Raw genomic sequence first — 23,413 nt, forward strand, 5'->3', positions numbered from 1 at the left:
GCTGCACGAGGTTATCCCACACGGCGTTGCACGCCGATGCCATGCTCGCGGATCTTCTTGCGCAGCGTGTTGCGGTTGAGCCCGAGCAGGGCGGCGGCGCGGATCTGGTTGCCGCGCGTCTCCGCCAGGGTCATGCGGATCAGCGGGCGCTCCAGCTCGGCCAGAGCACGCTCATACAGCACGCCTTCCTCACCGGATTCGCGCAAGCTCGCCAGCAGCCGGGCGATATGGCGCTCGACCACGCTGGTCATGTTGTCGCTCTCCTCGCCACCGCTCATCGCCATCGCCGGCTCCTCCACCGGGGTATGGTCGGCCAGCTCCTGGGCGATCACCTCCTCGGTGATCACCGGCTGCGGCACCAGGGCGGTGAGGCGGCGGATCACGTTTTCCAGCTCGCGCACATTGCCCGGCCAGCGATAGGCGGAGAGCAGCGCCATCGCCGCCGGGTCGATGCTCTTCGCCGGCAGCCCCTCGGCCTGCGCCTTCCCCAGGAAATGCTGGGCCAGCACGGGGATGTCATCCGGCCGCTCGCGCAGAGGCGGCAGCCGGATCGGCACCACGTTGAGCCGGTAGAACAGATCCTCGCGGAACTGGCCGGAGCGGATCAGCGCGCGCAGATCCCGGTGGGTGGCGGCGACGATGCGAACATTGGCGCGGATCGGCTGGCGCCCGCCGACGGTGGTGAACTCGCCCTCCTGCAGCACGCGCAGCAGCCGGGTCTGCGCCTCGGGCGGCATGTCGCCGATCTCATCCAGAAACAAAGTGCCGCCGGCGGCCTGCTCGAAGCGGCCGATATGCCGGTTGGTGGCGCCGGTGAAGGCGCCACGCTCATGCCCGAACAGCTCGCTCTCGATCAGCTCGCGCGGGATCGCCGCCATGTTGATGGCCACGAACGGCCCTTGCCGCCGGCGGCCGAAATCATGCAAGGCGCGCGCCACCAGCTCCTTGCCGGCACCGGATTCGCCGTTGATCATTACCGTCAGGTCGGTGGTCGTGAGCCGGGCGATGATGCGGTAGATTTCCTGCATCGCCGGGCTGCGGCCGATCAGCGGCATCGCCTCGTCGGGGTTGGGCTTCTGCGCGTCCGGCGCCGCCGCCAGCGCGATCGGCTGCTTCAGCGCCCGGTCCACCACCGCCAGCAGATCGGTCAGGTCGAACGGCTTGGGCAGATAGTCGAAGGCGCCGCGCTGGGTCGCCTGCACCGCCGTGGTCAGCGTGCTTTGCGCGCTCATCACGATCACCGGCAGCTCTGGGCGGATGCGCCGGATGCGCGGGATCAGATCCAGCCCGTTTTCATCCGGCATGATGACATCGGTGATGGCGACATCGCCTTCCCCATCCTCCACCCAGCGCCAGAGTGTGGCGGCGGAGGAGGTGGCGCGCACCTGATACCCGGCGCGCCCCAGAGCCTGGGTGAGCACGGTGCGGATCGAACGGTCGTCATCGGCGACGAGTACGGTGGGAAGCGTCATGGGCTTAATTCACGCCTTCTTCGGGATCTTCAAAAACGGGCAGATGGATGCGGAATTCGGTGCGGCCGGGATGGCTGTCGACATCGATGAGCCCGCCATGATCGGCGACGATCTTCGCCACCAGCGCCAGACCCAGCCCGGAGCCCGCCGCCTTGGTGGAGACGAAGGGCTCGAACAGATGTCGGCGGATATCCTCCGGGATACCGGGGCCGTTATCGCGCACCGCGACGAAGATCGGCAGATTCGGGCGCGAGCGCCCGGCCGAGGCGGAGAGCCGCACCCCGTGCTGGAAGCCGGTGGTGAGATGGATCTCGCCATCCTGGCGGTCGCCGCCCTCGATCGCCTCGGCGGCGTTCTTGACCAGGTTCAGCAGCACCTGGATCAGCTGGTCGCGGTCCCCCAGCACATGCGGCAGCGAGGGGTCGTAGCTCTCGATGAATTTCACCTTGGCGGCGAAGCCGGAGGCGGAGAGCTTGCGGACATGCTCCAGCACACGATGGATATTCACCGCCTGGCGCTCCAGCGTCTTCTCGCCGAAGGTCTCCATCCGCTCGACCATGGCGCGGATGCGGTCGGCCTCGTCGCGGATCAGCACCGCCAGCTCGCGGTCCTGCGGTGGGGAGCTCAGCTCCAGCAGCTGGGCGGCGCCGCGAATGCCCGAGAGCGGGTTCTTCACCTCATGCGCCAGAATGGCGGCCATGCCGGTGATCGAGCGCGCCGCGTTGCGCGCCGACATTTGCTGGCCGAGCGCCTTGGCGGCGGATTCGTCCTGCAAGGTGAGCACGACGAAGCCCGGCTGGTCCAGAAGCGGGGCGGCCAGCACGGCGCAGCCGCGCCTGGTCATGCGCGGGCCTTCCATGATCAGATCATGCTCGGCGATGGTGACCCCGGCCGAGCGGGCGCGTTCCATCATCAGGAAAATCGGATGGTCCACCGGCAGCAATTCGCTGAGATTGGTCATCTGCAGCATGGTTTTGGAGGCGCCAAAAAACTCCTCGGCGGCGTAATTCACCTCGGCGATGATATCCTGCTCATCCACCACCACCACGGCGATGGGCATGGCCTCCAGGATCTGCGCGGGGTCGAGCTTGACCTGCGTTTCCCGCGGCGCCCGGCGCACCAGCTTGAAGGCTTTCCGAAACCCGCTCATACGTTAAAGCCTTCCTGAATATCGTCTCGTGCGCGGCTTATGGTCATGCCGCCATCGCCATTTCGTCCTGGCGGATGAAGCCCTGTTCGATCAGCGGGTCGTAGAATTCATGGATCAGCGCCTCCACCGCGGCGCCGTCATCCAGCCGGTTGATCCGGGCGCGGAAACCGGCCGAGCTGTGCAGCCCCTGGCTGTACCAGGCGACATGCTTGCGCCCCAGCCGCACCCCGGCCTGCTCGCCGAAATGCGCGCGGATGGCGCGGTAATGCCGCAGCAAGATCTCTTTCTGCGCGGCCAGGCTGGGCGGTGGGGTGCGGGTGCCGGTGGTGAGATAATCGATCACCTGCTGCAGGAACCAGGGCCGGCCATAAGAGCCACGGCCGATCATCACCCCATCCGCCTGGGCGCGGCGCAGCGCCTCGGCGGCCTTGTCCACGCTGGTGATGTCGCCATTGACGATCACCGGCAGGCTGGTGGCGGCCTTCACCTCGGCGATGAAATCCCAGTTCGCGACGCCCTCATAGAATTGCTGGCGTGTGCGGCCATGCACGGTGAGCAGCGCGATGCCCGCCTGCTCGGCGATGCGCGCCAGGCTGGGCGCGTTCAGGCTGTTATGGTCCCAGCCCATGCGCATTTTCAGCGTCACCGGCACATTCACCGCGCGCACGGTGCTCTCCAGAATCCGCCCGGCCAAAATCTCGTCACGCATCAGCGCCGAGCCGGCGGTCTGGCCGATCGCCACTTTTTTCACCGGGCAGCCGAAATTGATGTCGATGAGGTTGGCGCCCAGCCCGACGGCGATACGCGCCGCCTCGGCCATCGCCTCCGGGTCGCAGCCGGCCAGCTGCACCGAATTCGGACCGCCGGCGGAGACCACTTCGGCCATGCGCAGCGTGTTGCGGTTCTCGCGCACCATCGCCCAGCTGGCGATCATCTCGGAGACGACCAGCCCGGCCCCTTGCTCTTTCACCAAAGCGCGAAAGGGCAGATCCGTCACCCCCGAGAGCGGGGCGAGGATGACAGGGTGATCCAACCGCACGGCCAGGGGGCCCTGGCCGATGGTGATCGGTTTGATCATGGGGAAAACGTCGTTGCTCATGATTTGGGCAAATTATTCCGCCTTGCCGCGCCGCGCAATGCGTCAGCCCTTCTTTTTAGGCGAAGCCGCCCTCAGATCTCCCTTATTGACGCTCCGGCCTTGGCGCGTGCATTCCAGGCCGGAGCATTATCAGGAGAAACAGGGCATGATTCCGCGCATCGGCACCGGCTATGACGTTCACGCGATGGCGGAGAACCGCGACATGATCATCTGCGGGGTGAAGCTCCCGCATGAGATGGGCCTGGCCGGCCATTCGGACGCCGATGTCGGCATCCATGCGCTGTGCGACGCGATTTATGGCGCGCTGGCGGAAGGCGATATCGGCCGGCATTTCCCGCCCTCCGAGACTGAGTGGAAGGACATGGACAGCGCCCGCTTCCTGCGCCACGCCGCCGAGCGGATCAAGGCGCGTGGCGGCAAGCTGGCGAATGCGGACATCACCATCATCTGCGAACGCCCGAAAATCACCCCGCACGCCCCGGCCATGCGCCAGCGCCTGGCGGATCTGTTGGGGGTGTCGATCGATCTGATCTCGGTGAAGGCCACCACCTCCGAGCGCCTGGGCTTCACCGGCCGTGGCGAGGGCATTGCCGCGCAGGCGGCGGTGATCGTGCTGGTGCCGGAGGGCTGAGGCCCAACCCGCTTTGGCGGACTGCATGAAAAAGCGCCGGAAGCCTGCTTCCGGCGCTTTTTGTTTGCGCACCATGAAGCATTTTGCATGCGCCGGGAGGGGGTAAATTAATCTATACTAAGCTTATGAAGAAAACTTCATTAGCCCAGCTTTTTGGTATTGCTGCGCTGCGAATTGGCCGGTTTCGCCGTTTCATCAGGCCAGTTATATACTCCACCCATAGGATGAGTGTTCTCTCCTATTTCTTGGACGTTTCCTCCCTAAACTTGGCGGTGCTTTTGGCACCGCCTTTTTTTTGCGCTGTTGGCGGCGCGCGCCGGATCATCAGGGCCTCAGGCGTTTTGCGTGAGGCCCTGATCGGCCGGTCAGGCGATTTGCTTGGCGGCGATGATCACCGGCGGGCTGCCGAGCAGCGGGCCGGCGGCGGACAGGGCGGCTTTCAGATGCGCGCTGGCCATATGCGCGTCCACCGCCGCCTGGTCGGCATAGGCCTCATAGACGATGAAGGTGCCGGGCGCGTCGGTGGCTTCGTGCAGGGTGTAGGTGACATTGCCCGGTTCCTGGCGGGTGGCGGTGACCAGCTCTTCCAGGGTCAGGCGCAGTTCGGTTCCGCGTCCGGGGGCGGCGGTCAGGGTCGCGAAGACATAGACGATTTTATTGTCCACCATGAGGGGTTCCTCTGTCTGTTTTGGGTCTGTTCTGTCTGCGGGTGGCGCGCGGCCCCAGATCTGGCAGGGCCGGGATGCGCGGGAGGGATGATATCGCGGCGGGGATTGCGGGCAAGGTTGCGCCGCTCTGGCACAATGCGGGCTGAAACGCCGATCCGCGGAGTGGGGGGCTTCTGTTGCCCGGCGCCCCCCGAGCCGCGCTTTAGCTACTGATTAGGCAGCTGCAGCGAATGCAACGTTGTTATCGTTCGCATTTAAAAATTAGCCCGATAACGGCGGTACAATGCCGGGCAAAAGATGGGTCTTTACCACGCGTGTCGAGTCTATTTCGCCCCCGTAGATTTCTCTGGTCGCGTCCTGATGACGAAGCGGCGAACGCCGCGAAGTCTGAATCAGGCCGCAGCGGCCCCGAGGGGCCGCAAGAAATATGGAGGCGCCGGGTACCGCCCCCGGGTCCACAACGCTTATTCCACGCACCGTTTATCGCCATAGTCAGCAAGCTGACGAGGCTGATATAGGCGCCCTTCGCGGTTTGTGAAAGAGCCCCCGTGCTGGCCAGACTCGGCCCGGTATGGGAGAGAGGGGGATGATACGCCGCGCTTTGGGATGCGGCCCGCGCGCAAAGAGTGAGGTGAGCCTTGCAGCAATATCACGACGCCCTCCGCACGGTGCTGGAGCTGGGCGAGATGTCGAGTGACCGCACCGGCACCGGCACAATCTCCTATTTCGGGCTGCAATCGCGCTATCGCCTGGCGGACGGGTTTCCGCTGGTGACGACGAAGAAGCTGCATATCCGCTCGATCATCCATGAGCTGCTCTGGTTCCTCGCCGGGGACACCAATATCCGCTACCTCAACGAGAATGGCGTGACGATCTGGGACGAGTGGGCCGATGAGAACGGTGATCTCGGCCCGGTCTATGGCCGCCAGTGGCGCGCCTTTCCGGCGCTGGAGCCGGCGGGGCTGGCGCAGGATGGCGCCCCGCTCTACCGCGCCCGCGAGATCGACCAGATCGCGCAGCTGGTCGAGATGATCAAGAAAACCCCGGATAGCCGCCGGCTGATCGTCTCCGCCTGGAATCCCGGCGATGTGCCGCAAATGGCGCTGCCGCCCTGCCATACGATGTGGCAGGTCCGGGTGCTCAACGGCAAGCTGCATCTGCAGCTCTATCAACGCTCGGCGGATATGTTCCTGGGGGTGCCGTTCAACATCGCCTCCTACGCGCTGCTGCTGGTGATGCTGGCGCATGTCACCGGCTATGAGCCGGGGGATTTCGTGCATACGCTGGGCGACGCGCATATCTATTCCAACCATATGGAGCAGGTGAAATTGCAGCTCTCGCGCACGCTCAAGCCATTGCCCAGCTTGCGGATCAAGCGCCAGGTCAGCTCGATTTTCGATTTCCGCTACGAGGATTTCGAGATCACCGGCTATGAGCCAGCCCCGGCGATCCGCGCCCCGGTGGCGGTCTGATGCTGACGCTGATCGTCGCCCGGGCGCGCAACGGCGCCATTGGCCGGGCGGGTGCCATCCCCTGGGATGTGCCGGAGGATCTGAAATCCTTCCAGCGCGAGACGCTGGGCGGGGCGGTGATCATGGGCCGCAAGACCTGGGAGAGCCTGCCGGTGAAGCCGCTGCCCAGGCGGCTCAACATCGTCGTCTCGGCGCGGCCGGATGCGGCGGAGCTGGTGGCGCCGGATGTCGGCGCGGCGATCGCGCTGGCCTATGAGCGTGGCCATGACCGGGTTTACGGCATTGGCGGGGCGCGGATCTATCAGGAGATGCTGCCGCTTGCCGACCGTCTGGTGATCTCCGAGGTCGCGCTGGATGTTCCGGATGCCGACACGTTCTTTCCGGATTTCCCGGCGCAAGCGTGGCGGCTGGTGCATGAGCGGGTGTTGCGGGCGCAGGCGCCGGGCTGCGTCCTGCGCGACTATCTGCGCCGCGCCTGAGACGCCAGGGCAAGTGCGACTCAGACCGGGACCAGCGCCCCGTCTTTCCAGATCTGCAGGGTCACGAAGCTGGCAATGTTCTGGCCGCTGACGTCGAACTGCGCGCCGAAGCCATTGGCCAGCGCGCCCGGCGCCAGCTTGAGCTGGCGCAGCGCCGCGAGCAGCTTCGCCGGGTCGCCGCCGGCCGCGTTCAGCGTGTCGAAGGTCAGCTTGGCGCCGACATAGGCGGTGCAGCTTTCCGCCGAGCGCGGCGGCACCGCGAAGCGGGTTTCATAGGCTTTCGCCACCGCCTGGGCGGGGCCGGGGAAAAACGGCGCGGCGATGACGAAGGTGCCGTTCAGCGCCCCGCCCAGCGCCACCTGGGTATCGCGCAGCCCGTAGCCGTTGCCGCAGCCCAGCAGCGCATCCGGCCGCCAATCCAGGCTTTTCATCGCCTGGAACAAAGCCAGCGTATCATCCGGCCCGGCGGCGTGCAGCAGCACCTCCACCTTGGCGCGCATCATCCGCCCCACCTGCTCGTAAAGCCCGGCCGCATCCGTCGGATAGCCGGCGGAGAGCGCCACGCTCTGTCCCGCCTTGCCCAAGGCCGTCAGCGTCGCCGCCGCGATCGCCCCGTCAGTGGCGCCGGTATTGAACAGCAGCCCGAGCTTGCGCTTGGCGAAGCGCGCCTGCACCGTCGCCGCCGCCAACCCGCCGATCATGCTGGTGGTGGGCGCGGTGCGCAGCAGGAATTTGAAGCCGCGGGTCATGATGCCATCCGCCGGGGCGGTCAGCTCGATGAACGGCGTCTGCGCCAGCTCCGCCGCCGCCGTCGCCGGGTAGGAGAGGGCGGAGCTGCCGCTGCCCAGCAGCAGATTGGCGTGGGATTGGGTGAGCAGCCCGTTCACCGCGGTGGCGGCGCTGGCCTGGGTGGACATATCCGCGCTGGTGAAGGCGACAGGCTGGCCGGCCACCCCGCCGGCCGCGTTCACATCCGCGATGGCCAGCAAAATCCCGCGCAACGCCTCATCTCCCTGCAGCGCCTCGGCGCCGGTCAAGGGCAGGGCGGCGCCGAAGCGCGCTTTCGGCGGGGTGGGGGCGGGCGGCTTCTGGGCGGTGCTGGCGGCGCGGCCCAAAGCGGGCAGGGCCAGGGCCAGACCAGTGCCCAGCAGGGCGCGGCGGGGAAGGGGGCTCATGCGCCGCCTACCTTGCACCGGCGATGGCTTGACGCAAGCCGGGCGAAGGCGTCGATATGGCGCCATGATGCTTCCCGAGACGATGCGCTTTGTCGATCTTCCCACCCCCGGCGGTCCGGAGGCGATGGTGATCGCCCATGGCCCGGTGCCTGTGCCGGGGCCGGATGAGGTGTTGATCCGCGTGCAGGCGGCCGGGGTGAACCGGCCGGATGTGCAGCAGCGCAAGGGGCTCTACCCGCCCCCGCCCGGTGCCAGCCCGATTCTGGGGCTGGAAGTGGCCGGCGAGGTGGTGGCGCTGGGTGAGATGGCGAGCGGGTTTTATCCCGGTCATAAGGTGACGGCGCTGTGCAATGGCGGCGGCTATGCCGAATATGTCGCGGTGCCGGCGGGCCAGTGCCTGCCCTGGCCGGACGGGTATGATGCCTTCAGGGCCGCCGCGATTCCGGAGAATTTTTTCACCGTCTGGGCCAATCTGTTCGACATGGCGCAGCTCGCCCCGCAGGAGAGCCTGCTGGTGCATGGCGGCACCTCCGGCATCGGCCTCACCGCCTTGCAGCTGGCCCGCGCCCAGGGGTCGCGCGTCTTCGCCACCGCCGGCTCGGACGAGAAATGCGCGGTGATCGAGCGCTACGGCGCCACCGCGATCAATTACAAGACCCAGGATTTCCAGGAGGTCATCGCCCAGGCGACCGAGGGGCGCGGGGTGGATGTGGTGCTGGACATGGTCGGCGCGCCTTATACCCAGCGCAACATCAAATCCCTCGCCCCGCGCGGGCGGCTGGTGCAGGTGGCCTTCATGCAGGGCGCCAAGGCGGAGATCGATCTGCTGCCGGTGATGATTAAGCGCCTGACCATCACCGGCTCCACCATGCGCCCGCGCAGCGCCGAGGAGAAGGCGCATATCGCCGCGTCGCTGAAGCATCATGTCTGGCCGCTGCTGGCCAAGGGCAAGGTCTCCCCGGTGATCGACAAGGTGTTTCCCCTGGCGCAGGTGGCGCAGGCGCACGCGCTGATGGAGGCCAGCACCCATATCGGCAAGATTTTGCTGGACCTGGCCGGTTGAGTTTTCCGGCAAAGCCGATATGGCTGGCGCAGACCAACGGAAGCCTTATCGCATGAAACCGCATCTTGCCGCGCTGGCGGCCGCCCTGCTTCTGGCCGGCTGCGCCAGCCCGCCGCAAAGCCAGGCCGACGCCGCCAACCGGGCCGCCTGCACCGCCAGCGCCAACCAGGCCTATCAGAACAGCACGGTCAATCTGCAGGCCCGCACCTTGCAGGATGGCCAGCGCTTCGGCGCGCCGACCCAGCTGTTCCAGTCCGAGCAGATGGGGGCGATGAATGACCGCTATCAGCAGATTCAGCGTTGCGTGCAGTTCGGCAACCAGAATGGCGGCCCCAGCGTGAACAACGTGCCGGTCGTCACCCCGCATATCGTCAACTAACGGAGTTTTTCATGAGCCGTATCATCCGCACCGAGGCCGGCCCGGTTCTCGCCAAGGCCGTCGAATATCACGGATTCGTCTACACCATGGGCGTCGGCCCGCTGGATAATAGCGGCGACATCAAGGCCCAGACCAAGGACGTGCTGGACCAGATCGATGCCCTGCTGGAAGCGCATGGCACCGACAATACCCGCCTGCTCCAGGCGCATATCTGGCTAAAGGATATTTCAGATCGCGCCGCGCTTAATGAAGTCTGGACCGCATGGCTGCCGGAAGGCCAGGCCCCGGTGCGCGCCTGCGTCGAGGCCAAGCTGGCCGATCCGGCCTGGCTGGTGGAGATCATGGTCACGGCCTGCCGCTGATTTTTACCGGCCGTTCATTCTTTTTTAGAATGAAGGATTTGGGGAGCGTTCCACGCTCCCTTTTTTGTTAAGACTCGCTTAAAAAACCCGGTTCTGGCCTGGAAAGATTGCGTTTTCGGCGTTTAGGAAAATTGTCTTAAACATAACAGCCAGATGACACTCAGATCATCGAATTTATGTATCTGTTGTAATTTTGTCGCAGTCATGGGTTGCGCCTCCTGCAATCCACCCGTAGCAAATCGTCATAGTTTGTTTGCGTCTCGTACGGATCGGGTGGACACGAAATGGCTGGGAACAAGGCGAACAGGATGATGACAAAGGGCGTTGCCGCCTGGGCTGCGGGTGTTTCCGTGGCCGCGATAACCGCCCTCTGCCCCGCCGCCGCCAAGGCTTCCACCCATCACAGCGTCTCCCATGTCTCCCATATCGCCCACAGCACGGTGCACCATACCAGCAGCCGCGTCGCGCATGAGACCCATCACATCAACACCCATGTGGCCGCGCGCGAAACCCACCACGTGATCCGCCATGTGGCGCAGAGCCGCCACGAGATCAGCCACACCCACGAAGCCAGCCGCCGCAGCGCGCATGAGCTGCATTATGTCGCCAGCCGGCATCTCTCGCACCGCGCCCGAATCGCCGCCGAATATCGCCATTCCTATATTCAGTGCGTGCCTTATGCCCGCGAGGTTTCGCATATCCAGCTCTCCGGCGATGCTTTCCTCTGGTGGGCCGAAGCCGCCGGCCGTTATGAGCGCGGCGACACCCCGAAGGTCGGCGCTGTGCTGAATTTCCGCTCCATCGGCCGCATGCCGCTCGGCCATGTCGCCGTCGTCACCGCCGTGCTCGACCCGCGCACCATCCTGGTGACGCAGGCGAATTGGGTTCCGGGCTCGATCACCAATGACGTCACCGTCCAGGACGTTTCCCCTGATAATAACTGGTCGGCGGTGCAGGTTGAGCTGGGCGATACCCGCACCATGGGCTCCACCTACCCGACCTACGGCTTCATCTATAACCATGCCGATACCGGCACGGTGATCGCCTCCACCAGCAATGGCCGCAACGAGGTCGCGGAAGCCCCGGTGGCCCGCCCGGTCGCCGCCGAAGCCCCCAACCGCAACCTGCAATAAGGCAGCGTTTTTGCCTCTCATCTGAGGTTCGGCTAAGCTCGCCCCGCGTCTTAGAGGCTGTTTCAAAAGTCGCTATGGTGAGTCGCCACGTGGTGATTTGCGAGCACCGGAGCGGAGCGTACTTGAAGTACGTGAGCACCGGCGCGCAGCAAATCGCTGCTTGGCGGCCGCCAGAGTGGCTTTTGAAACAGCCTCGTACTTATAGGAGCGATGCATGAGCCTGACCGCCAATTCCCGTACCGCCGACCACCCGATCGAGCCGGTTTTCCTCGAGCGCTGGTCGCCGCGCGCCTTCAATGGCGAGGGTATTTCCGAACATGATCTGCGCACCATGTTCGAGGCCGCGCGCTGGGCCCCGTCCTCCTATAATTCCCAGCCCTGGCGCTTCCTCTATGCCCGCCGCGACAATGCGCATTGGGACAAGTTCCTGGGCCTGCTGAACCCGTTCAACCAGAGCTGGGCAAAGACCGGCTCGGCCATCGTCTTCATCGTCTCCTCCGAGACCATGATGGTGCCGGGCAAGGAAACGCCGGTACCCTCCTACAGCCATTCCTTCGATGCCGGCGCCGCCTGGGCCTGCCTGGCGCTGCAGGCCACCGCCATGGGCTGGTTCGCGCACGGCATGGTCGGCATCGAGCTGGAGAAGATCTATACCGAGCTGAAGGTTCCGGCCGGCTACAAGGTCGAGATGGGGCTGGTGATCGGCAAGCAGGGGCCGAAGGACCAGCTGCCGGAAGCGTTGCAGGCGCGCGAGGCGCCGAGCCCGCGCAAGCCGGTGACGGAATTGGCCTTCGAAGGCGGGTTCTGAAGGCAAGAGTTGGGGGGATTTTTGAAAAAATCCCCCCAAACCCCCTAAAAACTTTTGCTCTGTTACGCGGGGAGTTTCGCGGTTAGCGAAACGGGGAGCAGGCGCAGCAGCGCGGCCCGTACGCGGTGCCAGAAGGCTGATAATAACAGCAGCGCACAGCCGGCGATCAGCGCTGTCACCGCCAGGCTCTGCGCCTCGCTGCCGGACTGGCGCAGCACATGCGCCAGCGCATAGATCACATAGCCAAGCGCGGAGACCAGCAAGGCCCGCCGGTCCACCAGCAGCGCCACCATTGCCAGCACCGCGTACAGCGCCACCGCCATCGCCGCATCGCCACCGCCCTGCAACAGCCCCAGCAGATAAAACGCCGGATGCACCAGCATGGGGGCGGCCAGCAGATGCAGCCAGAACGCCACATCCGCCCGGCGGGTGATCCTGGCGCGGTCCGACATGTCCCACCACAGCGCCACCGCGAACACCGCCAGCCCGCCCGCGATCATCAGCCAGGGCCAGTAAGGCAGCAGCCCCGGCGCGAAGCCCAGCGCCAGAAACACCACCAGCCCAACCAAGGCCCCACACCCGGCCGCCACCGTGATCGGCACCTTGAACCGCCACCAATGCGCGTAAATCGCCAGCGCCTCGAACCCGGCGGTAAAGCCGGTTGTGAGATACAGCCCGCTCTTGGTTCCCACCCGCCCATAAGGCAGAAACGCCAGCAAATGATCGGCCACATAAACCCCGATCACATGCATCAGCAGCAGCGCGACACCCTGCGCATACATCAGCAGCAGCAAAATACTCGGCAGCGCCATGCGCCGGCGGCGGGTGAAATACTCCGCCATCACCCAGGCTTCCGCCGCCATCGCCAGCCCGCGTGACCAGGCATCCCCTGCCAGCACGAAGGTGGCGATGCCGACCAGCGCGATGGCGATGGAGACGAAAATATCGTTGAAGCCGCTCAACAGCCGGACATATTCCTCATCCACCGCCGGCAGCTGCCGCCGCGCCGCGACGAACTCGCGCAGCGCCGCCGCATTTTGCGCGGTGATCGCCCCGTGTTGAACCGCCTCGTTCAGATCCTGTTCGGAATACATCAGACCAAAGCGGGCTTCAGATCCGCCTCGCGCTGCTTGCCCCGGAAGCCGTCGAACAGGCTCATCTGGTGCACGCAGCTCAGCGTGCAGGTCGGCGCGCAATCCTTCTTGGTATGGTATTCGCGCTTAATGTCCTCGCGGGTATATTCCAGCAGCGGCTTGGCCGGATATCCGCGCTGCTGCGAGCAATAATGCACCCGCCCATCCTCGGTGATGTAGAGATAGCGCGCCCCCGCCCGGCATTTCCAGTCGTTCGGCTTGCCCTGCATCAGGTTCTTCTGGAACAGCTTGTAGTTCAGCGTGTGCACCATCGAGGGCGAAATCTCCGTCACCCTCCGGTACGCCGCCATCTGCGCGTCCGAGAGCGCCTTCAGCGCCCCGGAATGGTCGTGCAGCACGCCCACCGAATGTTGGAACCCGTATTTCGCCGCGGTCTCGGCGATGGTGATCACATCCTGCGTGCGCTCACCGGTGACACCCAGCACCGAGTTCACATTCACATTGAACTTCGCATGCTCCTGCAGCAGCTTCAGCCGCCCTTCCACCGACGAGAGGCTCTTCATCGAAATATCGTCGGCGATCAGATTATCGATGCTGATCTGCATGCCCTGCAGCTTCGCCGCGTTCAGCCGCTCGATCCAGCTTTTGGAGAGCTTGAAGCCGTTGGTGATCATGGTCACGATCATGCCCTTGTCGCGGGCATGGCGGATCACCTTGTCCAGCTCCGGGTGCAGCAGCGTCTCGCCGCCGGTGACGGTGAGCGAGGCGCAGCCCAGATCCGCCAGGTGGTCCACCTGCGCCAGCAAAGTCGCCAGCGGCACGGGGGCCGAAAAATCGTCATACTCATTGCAATAGCCGCAGGCCAGGTTGCAGCGCCGCGTCACCACCATCTGCGCCAGGAGCGGCGTATAGCGCGTGAAAATCGCCTTGCCGGCGAAGCGCAGGCCCGCTCCTAAAGTATCGAGGCGCTCGGGAAGGGTCGGTTTATCCACGCGGAGGGGCTTTCTGGCTGGTGAAATACCAAGACAATAAAGAAAACGGTGAAAAACTCAAATTGTGACGCTCTGTCGTCTCTCTTGTTCATCAGCTTTGGCCGTGAGATGAACCGGCGATCGAAACAAGAGAAAGCTCGATGGGATCACCTGTTACATCGCTTTTTACGATGCCGATTTCGACGACCGACGCCGGCGCAATGGCAAATCTGTTCCTCAATGAGGCGGCTGGCCCGCACAAAGAGGCGACATTAACGCTCAAGGCGATGGGTTGGATGCGGTGCGTTCTGGAAAATCGCTTGCGCCACCCGGGGATGTTTGGGGCGCCGGGTGCGACCACGCTGACGCAGATCATCAAAGCGGCGGGCTTTGGGGTACAGTTTGCCGGGTTTAACACCTACCCGACTTTACCTGCGTCCATACAGGCTAATATTGATGCGAAGTTGAGCATTACGGCCGATTTATCGGACCCACGGCAGGCGCGTTATCTTGCGTTTGTGAAGGCGGCAATCACCGCGGCCACCCAACCAGCGCCTGCCGATCCATGTCCGACAGGGCTATATTTCTGGCGCACGGCAGGTGCGTCAGGTCCTGGCGGCAAATCCTCCCTCTACCAAAGCCTCGATGGGAATGACTTTTACACCTTGCCGGCAGGCTTTTTCCCCGCGTCCCATAAGCGCCGCTAAGGTGATGTTTGTCTTGCTGGCGTCCGCGAAGGCTGACTCACGGATTGGCGGCGTCGGCTATAATCAGCTTCATGGCGTCGGCGTGAAGCTGAAGCCCAGGGCGGCTACCCTCCGCACGCGACCCGCACCCACGTCACCGCCTGGCTCAAATCCGGATAGGCGTCGGATTTATCGAAAAATCGCATCGCCATCATCGCAGGATCGGATTTAGCAAACACCCAATTTGCAGCGGCGAAGCCGGGTAGGATGATGGCGTAGGGGGCGTTCTCTTGCATGTTGGCGGGGCTGAAATCGCGATGTAACGTCACGATGGCGGAGGATGTCCCCGCATCCCCCGAAATCCCAAGTTGGCACAGCCCTTTGCCGTTCGGGCAGGTCTCGTCCATGGCGAGTTCGGTCTGCAAGGTTTTGCCGTTGGGGGTGTAGAGCTGGAACACCCAACGCGCCCCCGCCGCAGCCGCCGTCTGGTGTCGGATGGTCAGCCGATAGAAGGCTGGCTGCTCCGGATCGTGCAGGGCGGGTTGCGGCCTGGGCTCATAAACCGCGCCATATATCCCGCAAGACGCCGCCCGCGCCTGCAACGGCCCCAGCAGGCATGTCAGCACCAACCCTGCTCTCAACGATGCGCCACGCCACGCCGCCACGCTCATCTCCTCGCTCGATGTGTCTTGTCTAACAGCGCCGCGCCCAACAAAAAACCCCGGCATCGCTGCCGGGGTTTCCTGTTTCAACCTGGAGGGCTGGATTAGAAATCCATGCCGCCCATGCCGCCCATGCCGCCCATGTCGGGGGCGCCCATCGGGGCCTTCTTCTCGGGGCGCTCAACAACACCGGCTTCGGTGGTGATGATCAGAGCGGCCACGGAGGCGGCGTCCTGCAGGGCGGTGCGCACAACCTTGGTCGGGTCGATGATGCCGGCGGCGACCATGTCCTTGAATTCGCCGGACTGGGCGTCGTAGCCATACACGTACTCGTTATTATCGAGCACCTTGCCGGCGATGACCGCACCGTCTTCACCAGCGTTCTCGGCGATCTGGCGCAGCGGCACCTGGATGGCGCGGCGGATGATCTCGATGCCGGTCTGCTGGTCGTTATTCTCGGCCTTCAGCCCGTCCAGCACCTTGGAGGCGCGGGCCAGTGCGACGCCGCCGCCCGGCACGATGCCTTCTTCAACGGCGGCGCGGGTCGCATGCAGCGCGTCGTCGACGCGGTCCTTGCGCTCCTTCACCTCAACCTCGGACGAACCGCCGACGCGGATGACGGCAACGCCGCCGGCCAGCTTCGCCAGACGCTCCTGCAGCTTCTCACGGTCGTAGTCCGAGGTGGTCTCCTCGATCTGCGCGCGGATCTGGTTGACGCGGCCGGTGATGTCCTCCTTGGCGCCCACACCCTCGACGATCGTGGTGTTTTCCTTCTCGATGAGGACCTTCTTGGCGCGGCCCAGCATGTTCAGGGTCACGGTCTCGAGCTTGATGCCCAGATCCTCGGAGATCACCTGGCCACCGGTCAGGATGGCGATGTCTTCCAGCATGGCCTTGCGGCGGTCACCGAAGCCCGGCGCCTTCACGGCGGCGATCTTCAGGCCACCACGCAGCTTGTTCACCACCAGGGTGGCCAGGGCTTCGCCCTCGACATCCTCGGCGATGATCAGCAGCGGCTTGCCGGTCTGCACCACGGCTTCCAGCAGCGGCAGCATCGGCTGCAGCTGGGAGAGCTTCTTCTCGAAGATCAGGATGTACGGGCTCTCAAGGTCCGCAACCATCTTCTCCGGGTTGGTGATGAAGTACGGGGAGACATAGCCGCGGTCGAACTGCATGCCCTCGACGACATCGAGCTCGGTCTGGATGCCCTTGGCTTCCTCAACCGTGATCACGCCCTCATTGCCGACCTTCTGCATCGCCTTGGAGATCATCTCGCCGATCTCGGTCTCGCCATTGGCGGAGATGGTGCCAACCTGCGCGGTCTCGGACGGGTTGGTGATCTTCTTGGTGCGGGCCTTCAGCTCTTCCACGACGGCGGTAACCGCCTTGTCGATGCCGCGGCGCAGATCCATCGGGTTCAGGCCAGCAGCCACGGCCTTGACACCCTCGCGCACGATGGCCTGAGCCAGCACGGTCGCGGTGGTGGTGCCGTCGCCGGCCAGGTCGTTGGTCTTGGAGGCGACTTCGCGGATCAGCTGCGCGCCCAGATTCTCGAACTTATCGGACAGCTCGATTTCCTTGGCGACGGACACGCCGTCCTTGGTAATGCGCGGGGCGCCGAAGGATTTCTCGATGACGACGTTACGGCCCTTCGGGCCCAGCGTCACCTTGACGGCGTTGGCGAGGGTGTCGACGCCGCGCAGCATGCGGTCGCGCGCGTCGGAACCAAAACGGACATCTTTAGCAGCCATGTGTTTAGCTCCTTGAATTGAATTGAGCGTCTGATGACGGCGGCCTCAAGGCCACCATTCAAAATCAGGCCGCGACGATCCCGAGAATATCGGATTCTTTCATGATCAGCAGGTCTTCGCCGTTCAGCTTGACCTCGGTGCCGGACCATTTGCCGAACAGCACGCGGTCACCCGCCTTGACGTCCAGCGCGACCAGCACGCCGGCCTCGTTGCGCACGCCGGAACCGGCAGCGACAACTTCACCTTCCTGCGGCTTTTCCTTGGCGGTGTCGGGGATGATGATGCCGCCCGCGGTCTTTTCCTCGGGGGTGATGCGACGAACGACGACGCGGTCGTGCAGGGGGCGGAAATTCGCCATATGATCGCTCCTAAACATTATGTCTTAAAAGCTTCCCAGCCTGTCCGGCCCAATCGTGCGGCACCGCGGCTGTTAGCACTCCCTTGGAAGGAGTGCCAGAGATGTAGCCTGTGCCGGCAGTGTAAGTCAAGAACGGCAGCACTTCGCGGTTTTGAGTGCCAAGTTGCTGGTTTCGTTGAAGATTATAGTTGCGCAGCAGGGGGCTGTGTGTGGCAGTCTGGTGAAACCCCGGGGATTGCCAACACTGACTTCGAGAGAGAGTGCCAAGCATGTCCCTTGCCTTGCAGATGCGCGACTACCGCCTGACCACCGCTGAGATCCTCTATCATCTGCCGGACCATCCGGGCCTGTTGCAGAGCTATATCTGGCAGGAGCTTGATCTCGCGCCGAAATTCCCCGCCTTGCATAAATTCCTGGATTTCTGGGCCGCCAACCTGGATGGCAAGCTGCATTCGGTCCGCGTCGGCCAGGCGGAGCTGATCAAGCCCGCCGGCTGGCGCAACGCCCAGCTGCTGACGCTGCATTAGCTTTATTGGCCGCCGCAGCTGACATCGCCCTCCTGGCAGTGCAGCTGCGCTTCCAGCCGCCTGGTCTGGGCCTGGGTCAACGCCGTTTCGCACTGATTGAGCACCAGCGGGTGGATGCTCCCGCCTTGCGTGCCCATCGTTTCGAAGCCGCATTGCGCGTCGCGGTAAGCAGCCCAGTCGCGCTCGGCCTCACGCAGGCCGGTCTGGCCGGCCGGGGAGAGTTTCGCCATCAGCGTGCGGTAGCTGGCATTCAGCGCCGCATCCGCGGTCTGGAACGCCTGATAGGAGCAGATATTCAGATCCGTCTGTGTCTGCGTGTCGGCGCAGTTCTGCGCCAAAGCCGGGCCGGTCAGCAGCAGGCCAGCCACCAGGATGATGCCGCGCATGGCGGTTAGCGCACCAGCTCCACCAGCCGGAACAGCCCGATCGGCCGCATATCCGTGATCCGCGCCTGGGCGAGGTCGGCGGCCTTGAACATATGGTCCAGCCGGAAATCCGGGTGCCAGCCCAGCGGCTTCGAGGCCGGGGCCATGGCGCGCTCGATCCACCAGATCGGCCCCGACTCGCGGGCGAAATGGTTGACGAACAAAATCCGCCCGCCCGGCTTCACCACCCGGCGCAGCTCCGCCACCAAAGCCCGCGGGTCCGGCACCACGGAGGCGACGAACATCGCCACCGCGACATCGAAGCTGCCATCCTCGAAGCTGGTCGCCTGCGCGTCCATCTCTTCCAGCGCCTCGACATGGCGCAGCCCCATCTCGGCCACGCGGTCGCGGGCGATGTTCAGCATGTCGTGGGAGAGATCGATGCCGGTGATGCGCTTGGCCGGGCTGTAGAGCGGCAGCGCCAGCCCGGTGCCCACCCCCACCTCCAGCACCTTGGCGCCGGGGGCCGCGTTCACCGCCGCCACCGCCGCGCGGCGCGCGTGGCCCGAGACCAGCCCGAACCAGCTGTCATAGGATTTCGCGTAGCGTGAATAGGTGGCTTTGATGCTGTCAGCATCCAGTTTCGCGCGCGGGCCGGACAGCGCCGCGCCGGAGACATCCTGCATCCTCAAGTCCTTGACGCCTGTCATTTTATCGTAACCGAATTTTGCGCGGATTGGGCTCAGGCGCAATGGCCGTAAAGGTTTTTTAACCTTGCAGCGCCGCTTTCACGATGCCGGGGGTGAGGATTTGCGGCAAAATCGCCGCCGCGCCGCCCGGCGGATAATAGAGATAGAGCGGCACGCCGGCGCGGTGGCTGGCCGTCAGCAAGGCGGTGATGGCCGGGTCGCGGTTGGTCCAGTCCCCCACCAGCAGCGCGACATGCTCGTCCTTGAACAGATCCCGCACTGGCGCGGCTTCCAGCGTGGTGCGCTCATTCACCTGGCAGGTGATGCACCAGGCGGCGGTGAGGTCGATGAAGACCGGCCGGTGCTGCGCCCGCAGCTGCGCCAGCAGCGCGGCGCTGTAAGGCTGCGCGCCGGGCAGGGTGAGGCTGGCGCCGGCCGGGGCGCTGGGCAGGAAGGGCAGCAGCACCAGCGCCAGCAGCGCGAAAACCGGCTTGCGTGCCAGGCTGAACCCCAGCAGCAGCCCGCCCAGCCCCAGCAGCGCCAGCCCCAGCGGGCCGGATTGCCGGAACAGCACCCAGCCCAGCCAGAGGCAGGTGGCGAACATCGGGAGGGAGAGGAGCTTCTGCACCCATGCCATCCAGCGCCCGGGGCGGGGCAGGGCAGCGGCCAGGGCCGGGATGAAGGCGAGGATCAAAATCGGCAGCGCCAGCCCCAGCCCCAGCGCCAGGAACAGCCCCATGGCGGGCAATGCCGGCATCGCCAAAGCGGCGGCGATGGCAGCCCCCATGAAGGGCGCGGTGCAGGGTGTGGCCACCAGCACCGCCAGCAGCCCGGTGAGCACGCTATGCTGCGCCGGCAGCCGGCCGATGAAGCCCGGCATCGAGAGATGGAACAGCCCGGCCATGCTCAGCCCCGCCGCCAGGATCACCCAGGCCGCCAGAGCGACGAAAATTGGCGACTGGAACTGAAAACCCCAGAACGCCGCCACCCCGGCGGCGCGCAGCCCCAGCAGCACCCCGCCCAGCACGGCCATCGAGCCCAGCACGCCCAGCGTATAACCCAGCGCCTCGCGCCGGATATGCGCGTGCGCGGCGCCGCCCATGCGGGCAAAGGCGGCGGCCTTCATCGCGAGAATCGGGAACACGCAGGGCATCAGGTTCAGAATCAGCCCGCCGGCCAGGGCCAGCAGCCACCAGGGGGCGTGCGCGGCGGGTGGGGCCGGGCTGGTGGCGATGGCGAGCGCCTGCATCCGCCCGCTCGGGTCGGTGAGTTCCAGCAGGCCGGTCAGCCGCGCCGGGGCCGGGCCGGCCAGTTTCAGGTGCAGCGTCAGATCATGCGCGCCGAAGCCCAATGTTTGCGGCGCGCTGTTCACCAGGGCGCTGGCCGAGCCGGGGAAGAAATGCGCGGCTTTCACCTGCTGCGCCCCCACCCCGTCCAGGCGCAGCGTGCCATCCGGCGTCAGCGTCGCTTTATAGGGGGAGGGGACGATGCTGGGCGCGGCGGGGAACAGCCCGGCCTCGGCCGAAGCCCCGCCCGTCAGGGGCAGGGTAAAGCTGGCATGTTCGGGCACGCAGATATCCGCACAGACCAGCCAGCGTGCATTCACGCTAAGGCTGTCGCCGCTGATCCCGCTGGCGGTGAAGGGCAGCAGCGCCTCGCCCGAGAGCACATAGGCGGCGATCCCGTCCTGCAGGAAATAATCGGGCGGCGGGTCATCGAGGGCGCCCAGCGTCACCGGCGCGGCGGCGCTGACGGCGGGGGGAAAGCCGGCATCGCCGGGGTTTTTCCAATAGATATGCCAGCCGGGTGCCAGCTTGAACTGCAGCGCCAGCTGCAATTTGCCATCCGTGGCGCTGTTGGTTGCCGAGACCAGCCGCACCTGATCGCGCGGCGTTACATAAGGCGCGCTGGCCGCCGCTTGGGCGAAATGCGGCAGGAACAGCAAGACGAGCAGGGCGAGGCAGCGCATGGCCGGGAATATCGCATGGGCGCGCGCTCTCTGCTATCCGGGCGCGATGATGACCGATCTGCCCGTCGCCGAAGCCCTGCCCGCCCTGCTGCAAGCGCTGGGCCAGCCGGGCGGCAATGCCGTGCTGGTGGCCCCGCCGGGGGCGGGCAAAACCACCACGGTACCGCTGGCCGCACTTGAAGCGGGCGTGGATGGCAAAATCCTGCTTCTGGAACCCCGGCGCCTCGCCGCCCGCGCCGCGGCGATGCGCATGGCCGAGCTGCTGGGCGAGGTCGCGGGCGAGACGGTGGGCTTCCGCACCCGGCTGGAAAGCGCGGTCGGCCCGAAAACCCGCATCGAGGTGATCACCGAGGGCCTGCTTACCTCCCGCCTGCTCTCTGACCCGGGGCTGGACGGTATCGGGCTGGTGATTTTCGACGAGGTGCATGAGCGCAGCCTGGAGGCGGATCTGGCGCTGGCGCTGGTGCGCGATTTGCAGCGCGGCCTGCGCCCGGAGCTGCGCATCCTGGCGATGTCCGCCACCGCCGAGGCCGAAAAACTCTCGGCCTTGCTGGCGGCGCCGGTGATCACCAGCGAGGGCAAGATGTTCCCGGTTGAGGTGATCCACGCCAAGCGGGACATCATGTCCCCGCGCGATCTGCCGGAGGCGGCGGCGAAGGCGGTGCGCGAGGCGCTGGTGGCGCATCCGGGCGATATTCTCGTCTTCCTGCCCGGCATGGCCGAGATCCGCCGCACCGCGCAGGCGCTGGAGCGCTGCCCGGCCCTGGTGCTGCCGCTGCATGGGGATCTCTCGCGTGAGGCGCAGGACAAGGCGCTGCGCCAGCATGAGGAGCGCCGCGTGGTGCTCTCCACCTCCATCGCCGAGACATCGCTCACCGTGCCCGGCGTGCGCATCGTCATCGATGGTGGCTATCGCCGCGCGCCGGTGCTGGACACGAATTCCGGCCTGACCCGCCTGACCACCCAGCGCATCTCGCGGGCCGCCGCCGCGCAGCGTGCCGGCCGCGCCGGGCGGCTGGGGCCGGGTGTGGCGATCAGGCTCTGGTCGGACGCGCTGAATCGCGGCCTGCCGCCCTTCGACCGGCCGGAGATGTTCGCCGCCGAGCTTTCCGGCCTGGCGCTGGCCTGTGCTGCCTGGGGCGAGGCGCCGGGCGATCTGCCGTTCCTCGACGCCCCGCCCGAGGGCGCGTTGAAGGCCGCCCAGGCGCTGCTGGCGCAGCTGGGGGCGCTGGATGAGGCGGGCAGGATCACGGCTTTGGGCCGGGAGATGGCGCGGCTGCGGGCCGAACCGCGTTTGGCCGCGATGATGCTGGCCGCCCCCGACAAACCTACCCGCGCCTTGGCTGCCGATATCGCCGCCATCCTGGAAGAGCGCGATTTCCTCGCCCAGACCGCCAGCGCGGATCTGCAATTGCGCCTGGACGTACTGGCCGGGCGCGGCGAGGGCGACCGCGCCATCCTTTCGCGCGTGCGCCAGGCCGCGAAACTCTACCGCAACCGGCTGGGGCTGGGGAGCCTGCCGGGCTTTGGCGCGCCGGGGCCGGTCATCGCCGCCGGGTTCCCGGACCGCATCGCCCAGGCGCGCGGGGCGGATGGCTCTTACCGGCTCTCCGGGGGCGGCGCCGGCAATCTCCCGGCCGCCGACCCGCTGGCCCGCAACCGGCTGCTGGCCGTGGCGTCGCTGGATGGCAAGGGCGCGAAAATCCGCCTGGGCGCGGCTTTGGATGCGGATGATCTGCCGGATTTCCTGCGCGCCCGCTGCAAGACCACGCGCGAGACCGGGTTCGATCCGGTGAGCAATAATGTCTCGGTGCGCGAGCGGGTGCGGCTGGGCAATCTGGTGTTGCGCGACCGCGCGGCAGCACCCAACCCCGAGGAAATCCAGGCCGCCCTGGCGCAGGCGCTCTCCACCCGGCTGGAGCAGCTGGACTGGACCGACGCGGCGGAAAATCTCTGCGCCCGCGTCGCGGTGATGCGCGGGGTGGATGACAGCTATCCGGACCTCTCCCGCGCCGCGCTGGCCGCCACCGTGCAGGACTGGCTGGCCCCCTATCTCGCCGGAATGACGACGCTGAGAGAGGCAAAAAGCCTGGACCTCTATAACCTGCTGCGCGGGTTGATGAGCCATGAGCAGGCCACGCGGCTGGACAAGGAGCTGCCCGCCGAACTCAACCTGAAACATGGAAGGGTGCGGATCGATTATTCCGGCCCGCTGCCCGTCGCCTCCGCCCGGGCGCATGTGTTTTACGGCACGGACGCGACGCCGAAACTGGCCGGGGGCGAAATCCCTCTGCAACTGGCGCTGCTCTCCCCGGCGCAACGGCCGATCGCCATCACCGCCGACCTCGCCGGCTTCTGGCGCGGCGGCTGGGCCGATGCCAGGCGCGATATGCGCGGGCGCTATCCCAAGCATGACTGGCCGGAGGAGCCCTGGCGCGGCTAAGATTTCA

Annotated in this window: 23 protein-coding genes, 1 other RNA gene and 1 pseudogene; 11 read left to right on the forward strand and 14 right to left on the reverse strand. The window is 65.7% G+C overall.

What is annotated here, in order from left to right; genetic code table 11:
• Positions 1 to 11 precede the first annotated feature (11 nt).
• From ntrC to dusB, 3 genes are read right to left on the reverse strand one after another with little or no spacing between them, the layout of a single operon-like run.
• Positions 12 to 1,472, reverse strand: a complete 1,461-nt coding sequence (ntrC, locus tag T331_RS0105320; protein ID WP_026439288.1) for a nitrogen regulation protein NR(I) — start codon at positions 1,470 to 1,472, stop codon at positions 12 to 14.
• Between the two features lie 4 nt (positions 1,473 to 1,476).
• Positions 1,477 to 2,622 (reverse strand): two-component system sensor histidine kinase NtrB, encoded by a 1,146-nt coding sequence (locus T331_RS0105325; protein ID WP_008494106.1) that lies wholly within the window; start codon positions 2,620 to 2,622, stop codon positions 1,477 to 1,479.
• Between the two features lie 43 nt (positions 2,623 to 2,665).
• A complete protein-coding gene (dusB, locus tag T331_RS0105330; RefSeq protein ID WP_008494107.1) occupies positions 2,666 to 3,721 on the reverse strand; it encodes a tRNA dihydrouridine synthase DusB in 1,056 nt (351 codons plus the stop codon).
• A 145-nt stretch (positions 3,722 to 3,866) separates the two neighbouring features.
• Here dusB and ispF point away from each other — a divergent pair.
• A pseudogene (ispF, locus tag T331_RS0105335) lies at positions 3,867 to 4,352 on the forward strand (2-C-methyl-D-erythritol 2,4-cyclodiphosphate synthase); the annotation flags it as partial.
• A gap of 365 nt (positions 4,353 to 4,717) precedes the next feature.
• On the opposite strand, the gene T331_RS0105340 reads toward ispF, so the two are convergent.
• Both T331_RS0105340 and ssrA read right to left on the reverse strand, forming a co-directional pair.
• Positions 4,718 to 5,020, reverse strand: a complete 303-nt coding sequence (locus T331_RS0105340) for a putative quinol monooxygenase (protein ID WP_008494109.1) — start codon at positions 5,018 to 5,020, stop codon at positions 4,718 to 4,720.
• Between the two features lie 161 nt (positions 5,021 to 5,181).
• Positions 5,182 to 5,564: a transfer-messenger RNA gene (gene ssrA, locus T331_RS19400) on the reverse strand.
• A 94-nt stretch (positions 5,565 to 5,658) separates the two neighbouring features.
• Here ssrA and T331_RS0105345 point away from each other — a divergent pair.
• The gene (locus tag T331_RS0105345; protein ID WP_026439289.1) at positions 5,659 to 6,492 is read left to right on the forward strand and encodes a thymidylate synthase; all 834 of its coding nucleotides are present in this window, start codon (positions 5,659 to 5,661) and stop codon (positions 6,490 to 6,492) included.
• On the forward strand, positions 6,492 to 6,971 hold the full coding sequence (locus T331_RS0105350; RefSeq protein ID WP_026439290.1) for a dihydrofolate reductase: 480 nt from the start codon (positions 6,492 to 6,494) through the stop codon (positions 6,969 to 6,971). Before T331_RS0105345 ends, T331_RS0105350 begins: the two co-directional genes overlap by 1 nt.
• Before the next feature lie 20 nt (positions 6,972 to 6,991).
• Here T331_RS0105350 and T331_RS17425 read toward each other — a convergent pair whose 3' ends face one another.
• Positions 6,992 to 8,146 (reverse strand): ABC transporter substrate-binding protein, encoded by a 1,155-nt coding sequence (locus T331_RS17425; protein WP_051622184.1) that lies wholly within the window; start codon positions 8,144 to 8,146, stop codon positions 6,992 to 6,994.
• Positions 8,147 to 8,210: 64 nt separating this feature from the next.
• Between T331_RS17425 and T331_RS0105360 the strand changes: the two genes are divergently transcribed.
• The 5 genes from T331_RS0105360 to T331_RS0105380 all read left to right on the forward strand — a co-directional run bounded on the left by T331_RS0105360 (position 8,211) and on the right by T331_RS0105380 (position 11,891).
• Positions 8,211 to 9,209, forward strand: coding sequence for an NAD(P)H-quinone oxidoreductase (locus T331_RS0105360; RefSeq protein ID WP_026439291.1), 999 nt, complete (start codon positions 8,211 to 8,213; stop codon positions 9,207 to 9,209).
• A 52-nt stretch (positions 9,210 to 9,261) separates the two neighbouring features.
• The gene (locus tag T331_RS0105365) at positions 9,262 to 9,588 is read left to right on the forward strand and encodes a hypothetical protein (RefSeq protein WP_008494116.1); all 327 of its coding nucleotides are present in this window, start codon (positions 9,262 to 9,264) and stop codon (positions 9,586 to 9,588) included.
• A gap of 11 nt (positions 9,589 to 9,599) precedes the next feature.
• The gene (locus T331_RS0105370; protein WP_008494117.1) at positions 9,600 to 9,950 is read left to right on the forward strand and encodes a RidA family protein; all 351 of its coding nucleotides are present in this window, start codon (positions 9,600 to 9,602) and stop codon (positions 9,948 to 9,950) included.
• Positions 9,951 to 10,300: 350 nt separating this feature from the next.
• The gene (locus tag T331_RS19060; protein ID WP_162173878.1) at positions 10,301 to 11,083 is read left to right on the forward strand and encodes a CHAP domain-containing protein; all 783 of its coding nucleotides are present in this window, start codon (positions 10,301 to 10,303) and stop codon (positions 11,081 to 11,083) included.
• Between the two features lie 214 nt (positions 11,084 to 11,297).
• The gene (locus T331_RS0105380) at positions 11,298 to 11,891 is read left to right on the forward strand and encodes a nitroreductase family protein (protein ID WP_008494119.1); all 594 of its coding nucleotides are present in this window, start codon (positions 11,298 to 11,300) and stop codon (positions 11,889 to 11,891) included.
• A 62-nt stretch (positions 11,892 to 11,953) separates the two neighbouring features.
• Here the strand turns inward: T331_RS0105380 and T331_RS0105385 are convergent, their stop codons facing one another.
• A complete protein-coding gene (locus T331_RS0105385; RefSeq protein ID WP_026439293.1) occupies positions 11,954 to 12,985 on the reverse strand; it encodes a hypothetical protein in 1,032 nt (343 codons plus the stop codon).
• Positions 12,985 to 13,977 (reverse strand): radical SAM protein, encoded by a 993-nt coding sequence (locus tag T331_RS0105390; protein ID WP_026439294.1) that lies wholly within the window; start codon positions 13,975 to 13,977, stop codon positions 12,985 to 12,987. Before T331_RS0105390 ends, T331_RS0105385 begins: the two co-directional genes overlap by 1 nt.
• A 170-nt stretch (positions 13,978 to 14,147) precedes the next feature.
• Here T331_RS0105390 and T331_RS17435 point away from each other — a divergent pair, with 170 nt between their 5' ends.
• Positions 14,148 to 14,663, forward strand: coding sequence for a hypothetical protein (locus T331_RS17435; RefSeq protein ID WP_051622186.1), 516 nt, complete (start codon positions 14,148 to 14,150; stop codon positions 14,661 to 14,663).
• A gap of 104 nt (positions 14,664 to 14,767) precedes the next feature.
• Here T331_RS17435 and T331_RS0105400 read toward each other — a convergent pair whose 3' ends face one another.
• The 3 genes from T331_RS0105400 to groES form a co-directional block, all read right to left on the reverse strand.
• Positions 14,768 to 15,307 (reverse strand): hypothetical protein, encoded by a 540-nt coding sequence (locus T331_RS0105400; RefSeq protein ID WP_155992620.1) that lies wholly within the window; start codon positions 15,305 to 15,307, stop codon positions 14,768 to 14,770.
• A 101-nt stretch (positions 15,308 to 15,408) separates the two neighbouring features.
• Complete coding sequence (gene groL / locus T331_RS0105405) at positions 15,409 to 17,055, reverse strand: chaperonin GroEL (RefSeq protein ID WP_008494125.1); 1,647 nt, start codon at positions 17,053 to 17,055, stop codon at positions 15,409 to 15,411.
• A 64-nt stretch (positions 17,056 to 17,119) separates the two neighbouring features.
• Positions 17,120 to 17,413 carry a co-chaperone GroES gene (gene groES, locus T331_RS0105410; RefSeq protein WP_008494126.1) on the reverse strand — a complete coding sequence of 98 codons (294 nt, stop codon included), beginning with the start codon at positions 17,411 to 17,413 and terminating at the stop codon, positions 17,120 to 17,122.
• 269 nt (positions 17,414 to 17,682) lie between these two features.
• Between groES and T331_RS0105415 the strand changes: the two genes are divergently transcribed.
• Positions 17,683 to 17,940, forward strand: a complete 258-nt coding sequence (locus T331_RS0105415; protein ID WP_008494127.1) for an usg protein — start codon at positions 17,683 to 17,685, stop codon at positions 17,938 to 17,940.
• A 2-nt stretch (positions 17,941 to 17,942) separates the two neighbouring features.
• On the opposite strand, the gene T331_RS0105420 is transcribed toward T331_RS0105415, so the two are convergent.
• The 3 genes from T331_RS0105420 to T331_RS0105430 form a co-directional block, all read right to left on the reverse strand.
• A complete protein-coding gene (locus tag T331_RS0105420) occupies positions 17,943 to 18,326 on the reverse strand; it encodes a lysozyme inhibitor LprI family protein (RefSeq protein ID WP_026439296.1) in 384 nt (127 codons plus the stop codon).
• A gap of 5 nt (positions 18,327 to 18,331) precedes the next feature.
• Positions 18,332 to 18,991 carry a class I SAM-dependent methyltransferase gene (locus T331_RS0105425; RefSeq protein WP_026439297.1) on the reverse strand — a complete coding sequence of 220 codons (660 nt, stop codon included), beginning with the start codon at positions 18,989 to 18,991 and terminating at the stop codon, positions 18,332 to 18,334.
• 82 nt (positions 18,992 to 19,073) lie between these two features.
• On the reverse strand, positions 19,074 to 20,963 hold the full coding sequence (locus T331_RS0105430; protein WP_035179300.1) for a protein-disulfide reductase DsbD family protein: 1,890 nt from the start codon (positions 20,961 to 20,963) through the stop codon (positions 19,074 to 19,076).
• A gap of 49 nt (positions 20,964 to 21,012) precedes the next feature.
• Between T331_RS0105430 and hrpB the strand changes: the two genes are divergently transcribed.
• Positions 21,013 to 23,406 carry an ATP-dependent helicase HrpB gene (gene hrpB / locus T331_RS0105435; RefSeq protein WP_035179378.1) on the forward strand — a complete coding sequence of 798 codons (2,394 nt, stop codon included), beginning with the start codon at positions 21,013 to 21,015 and terminating at the stop codon, positions 23,404 to 23,406.
• Positions 23,407 to 23,413: the final 7 nt, after the last annotated feature.

It is taken from the genome of Acidocella facilis ATCC 35904 (assembly GCF_000687875.1).
Taxonomy (GTDB): Bacteria; Pseudomonadota; Alphaproteobacteria; order Acetobacterales; family Acetobacteraceae; genus Acidocella; species Acidocella facilis.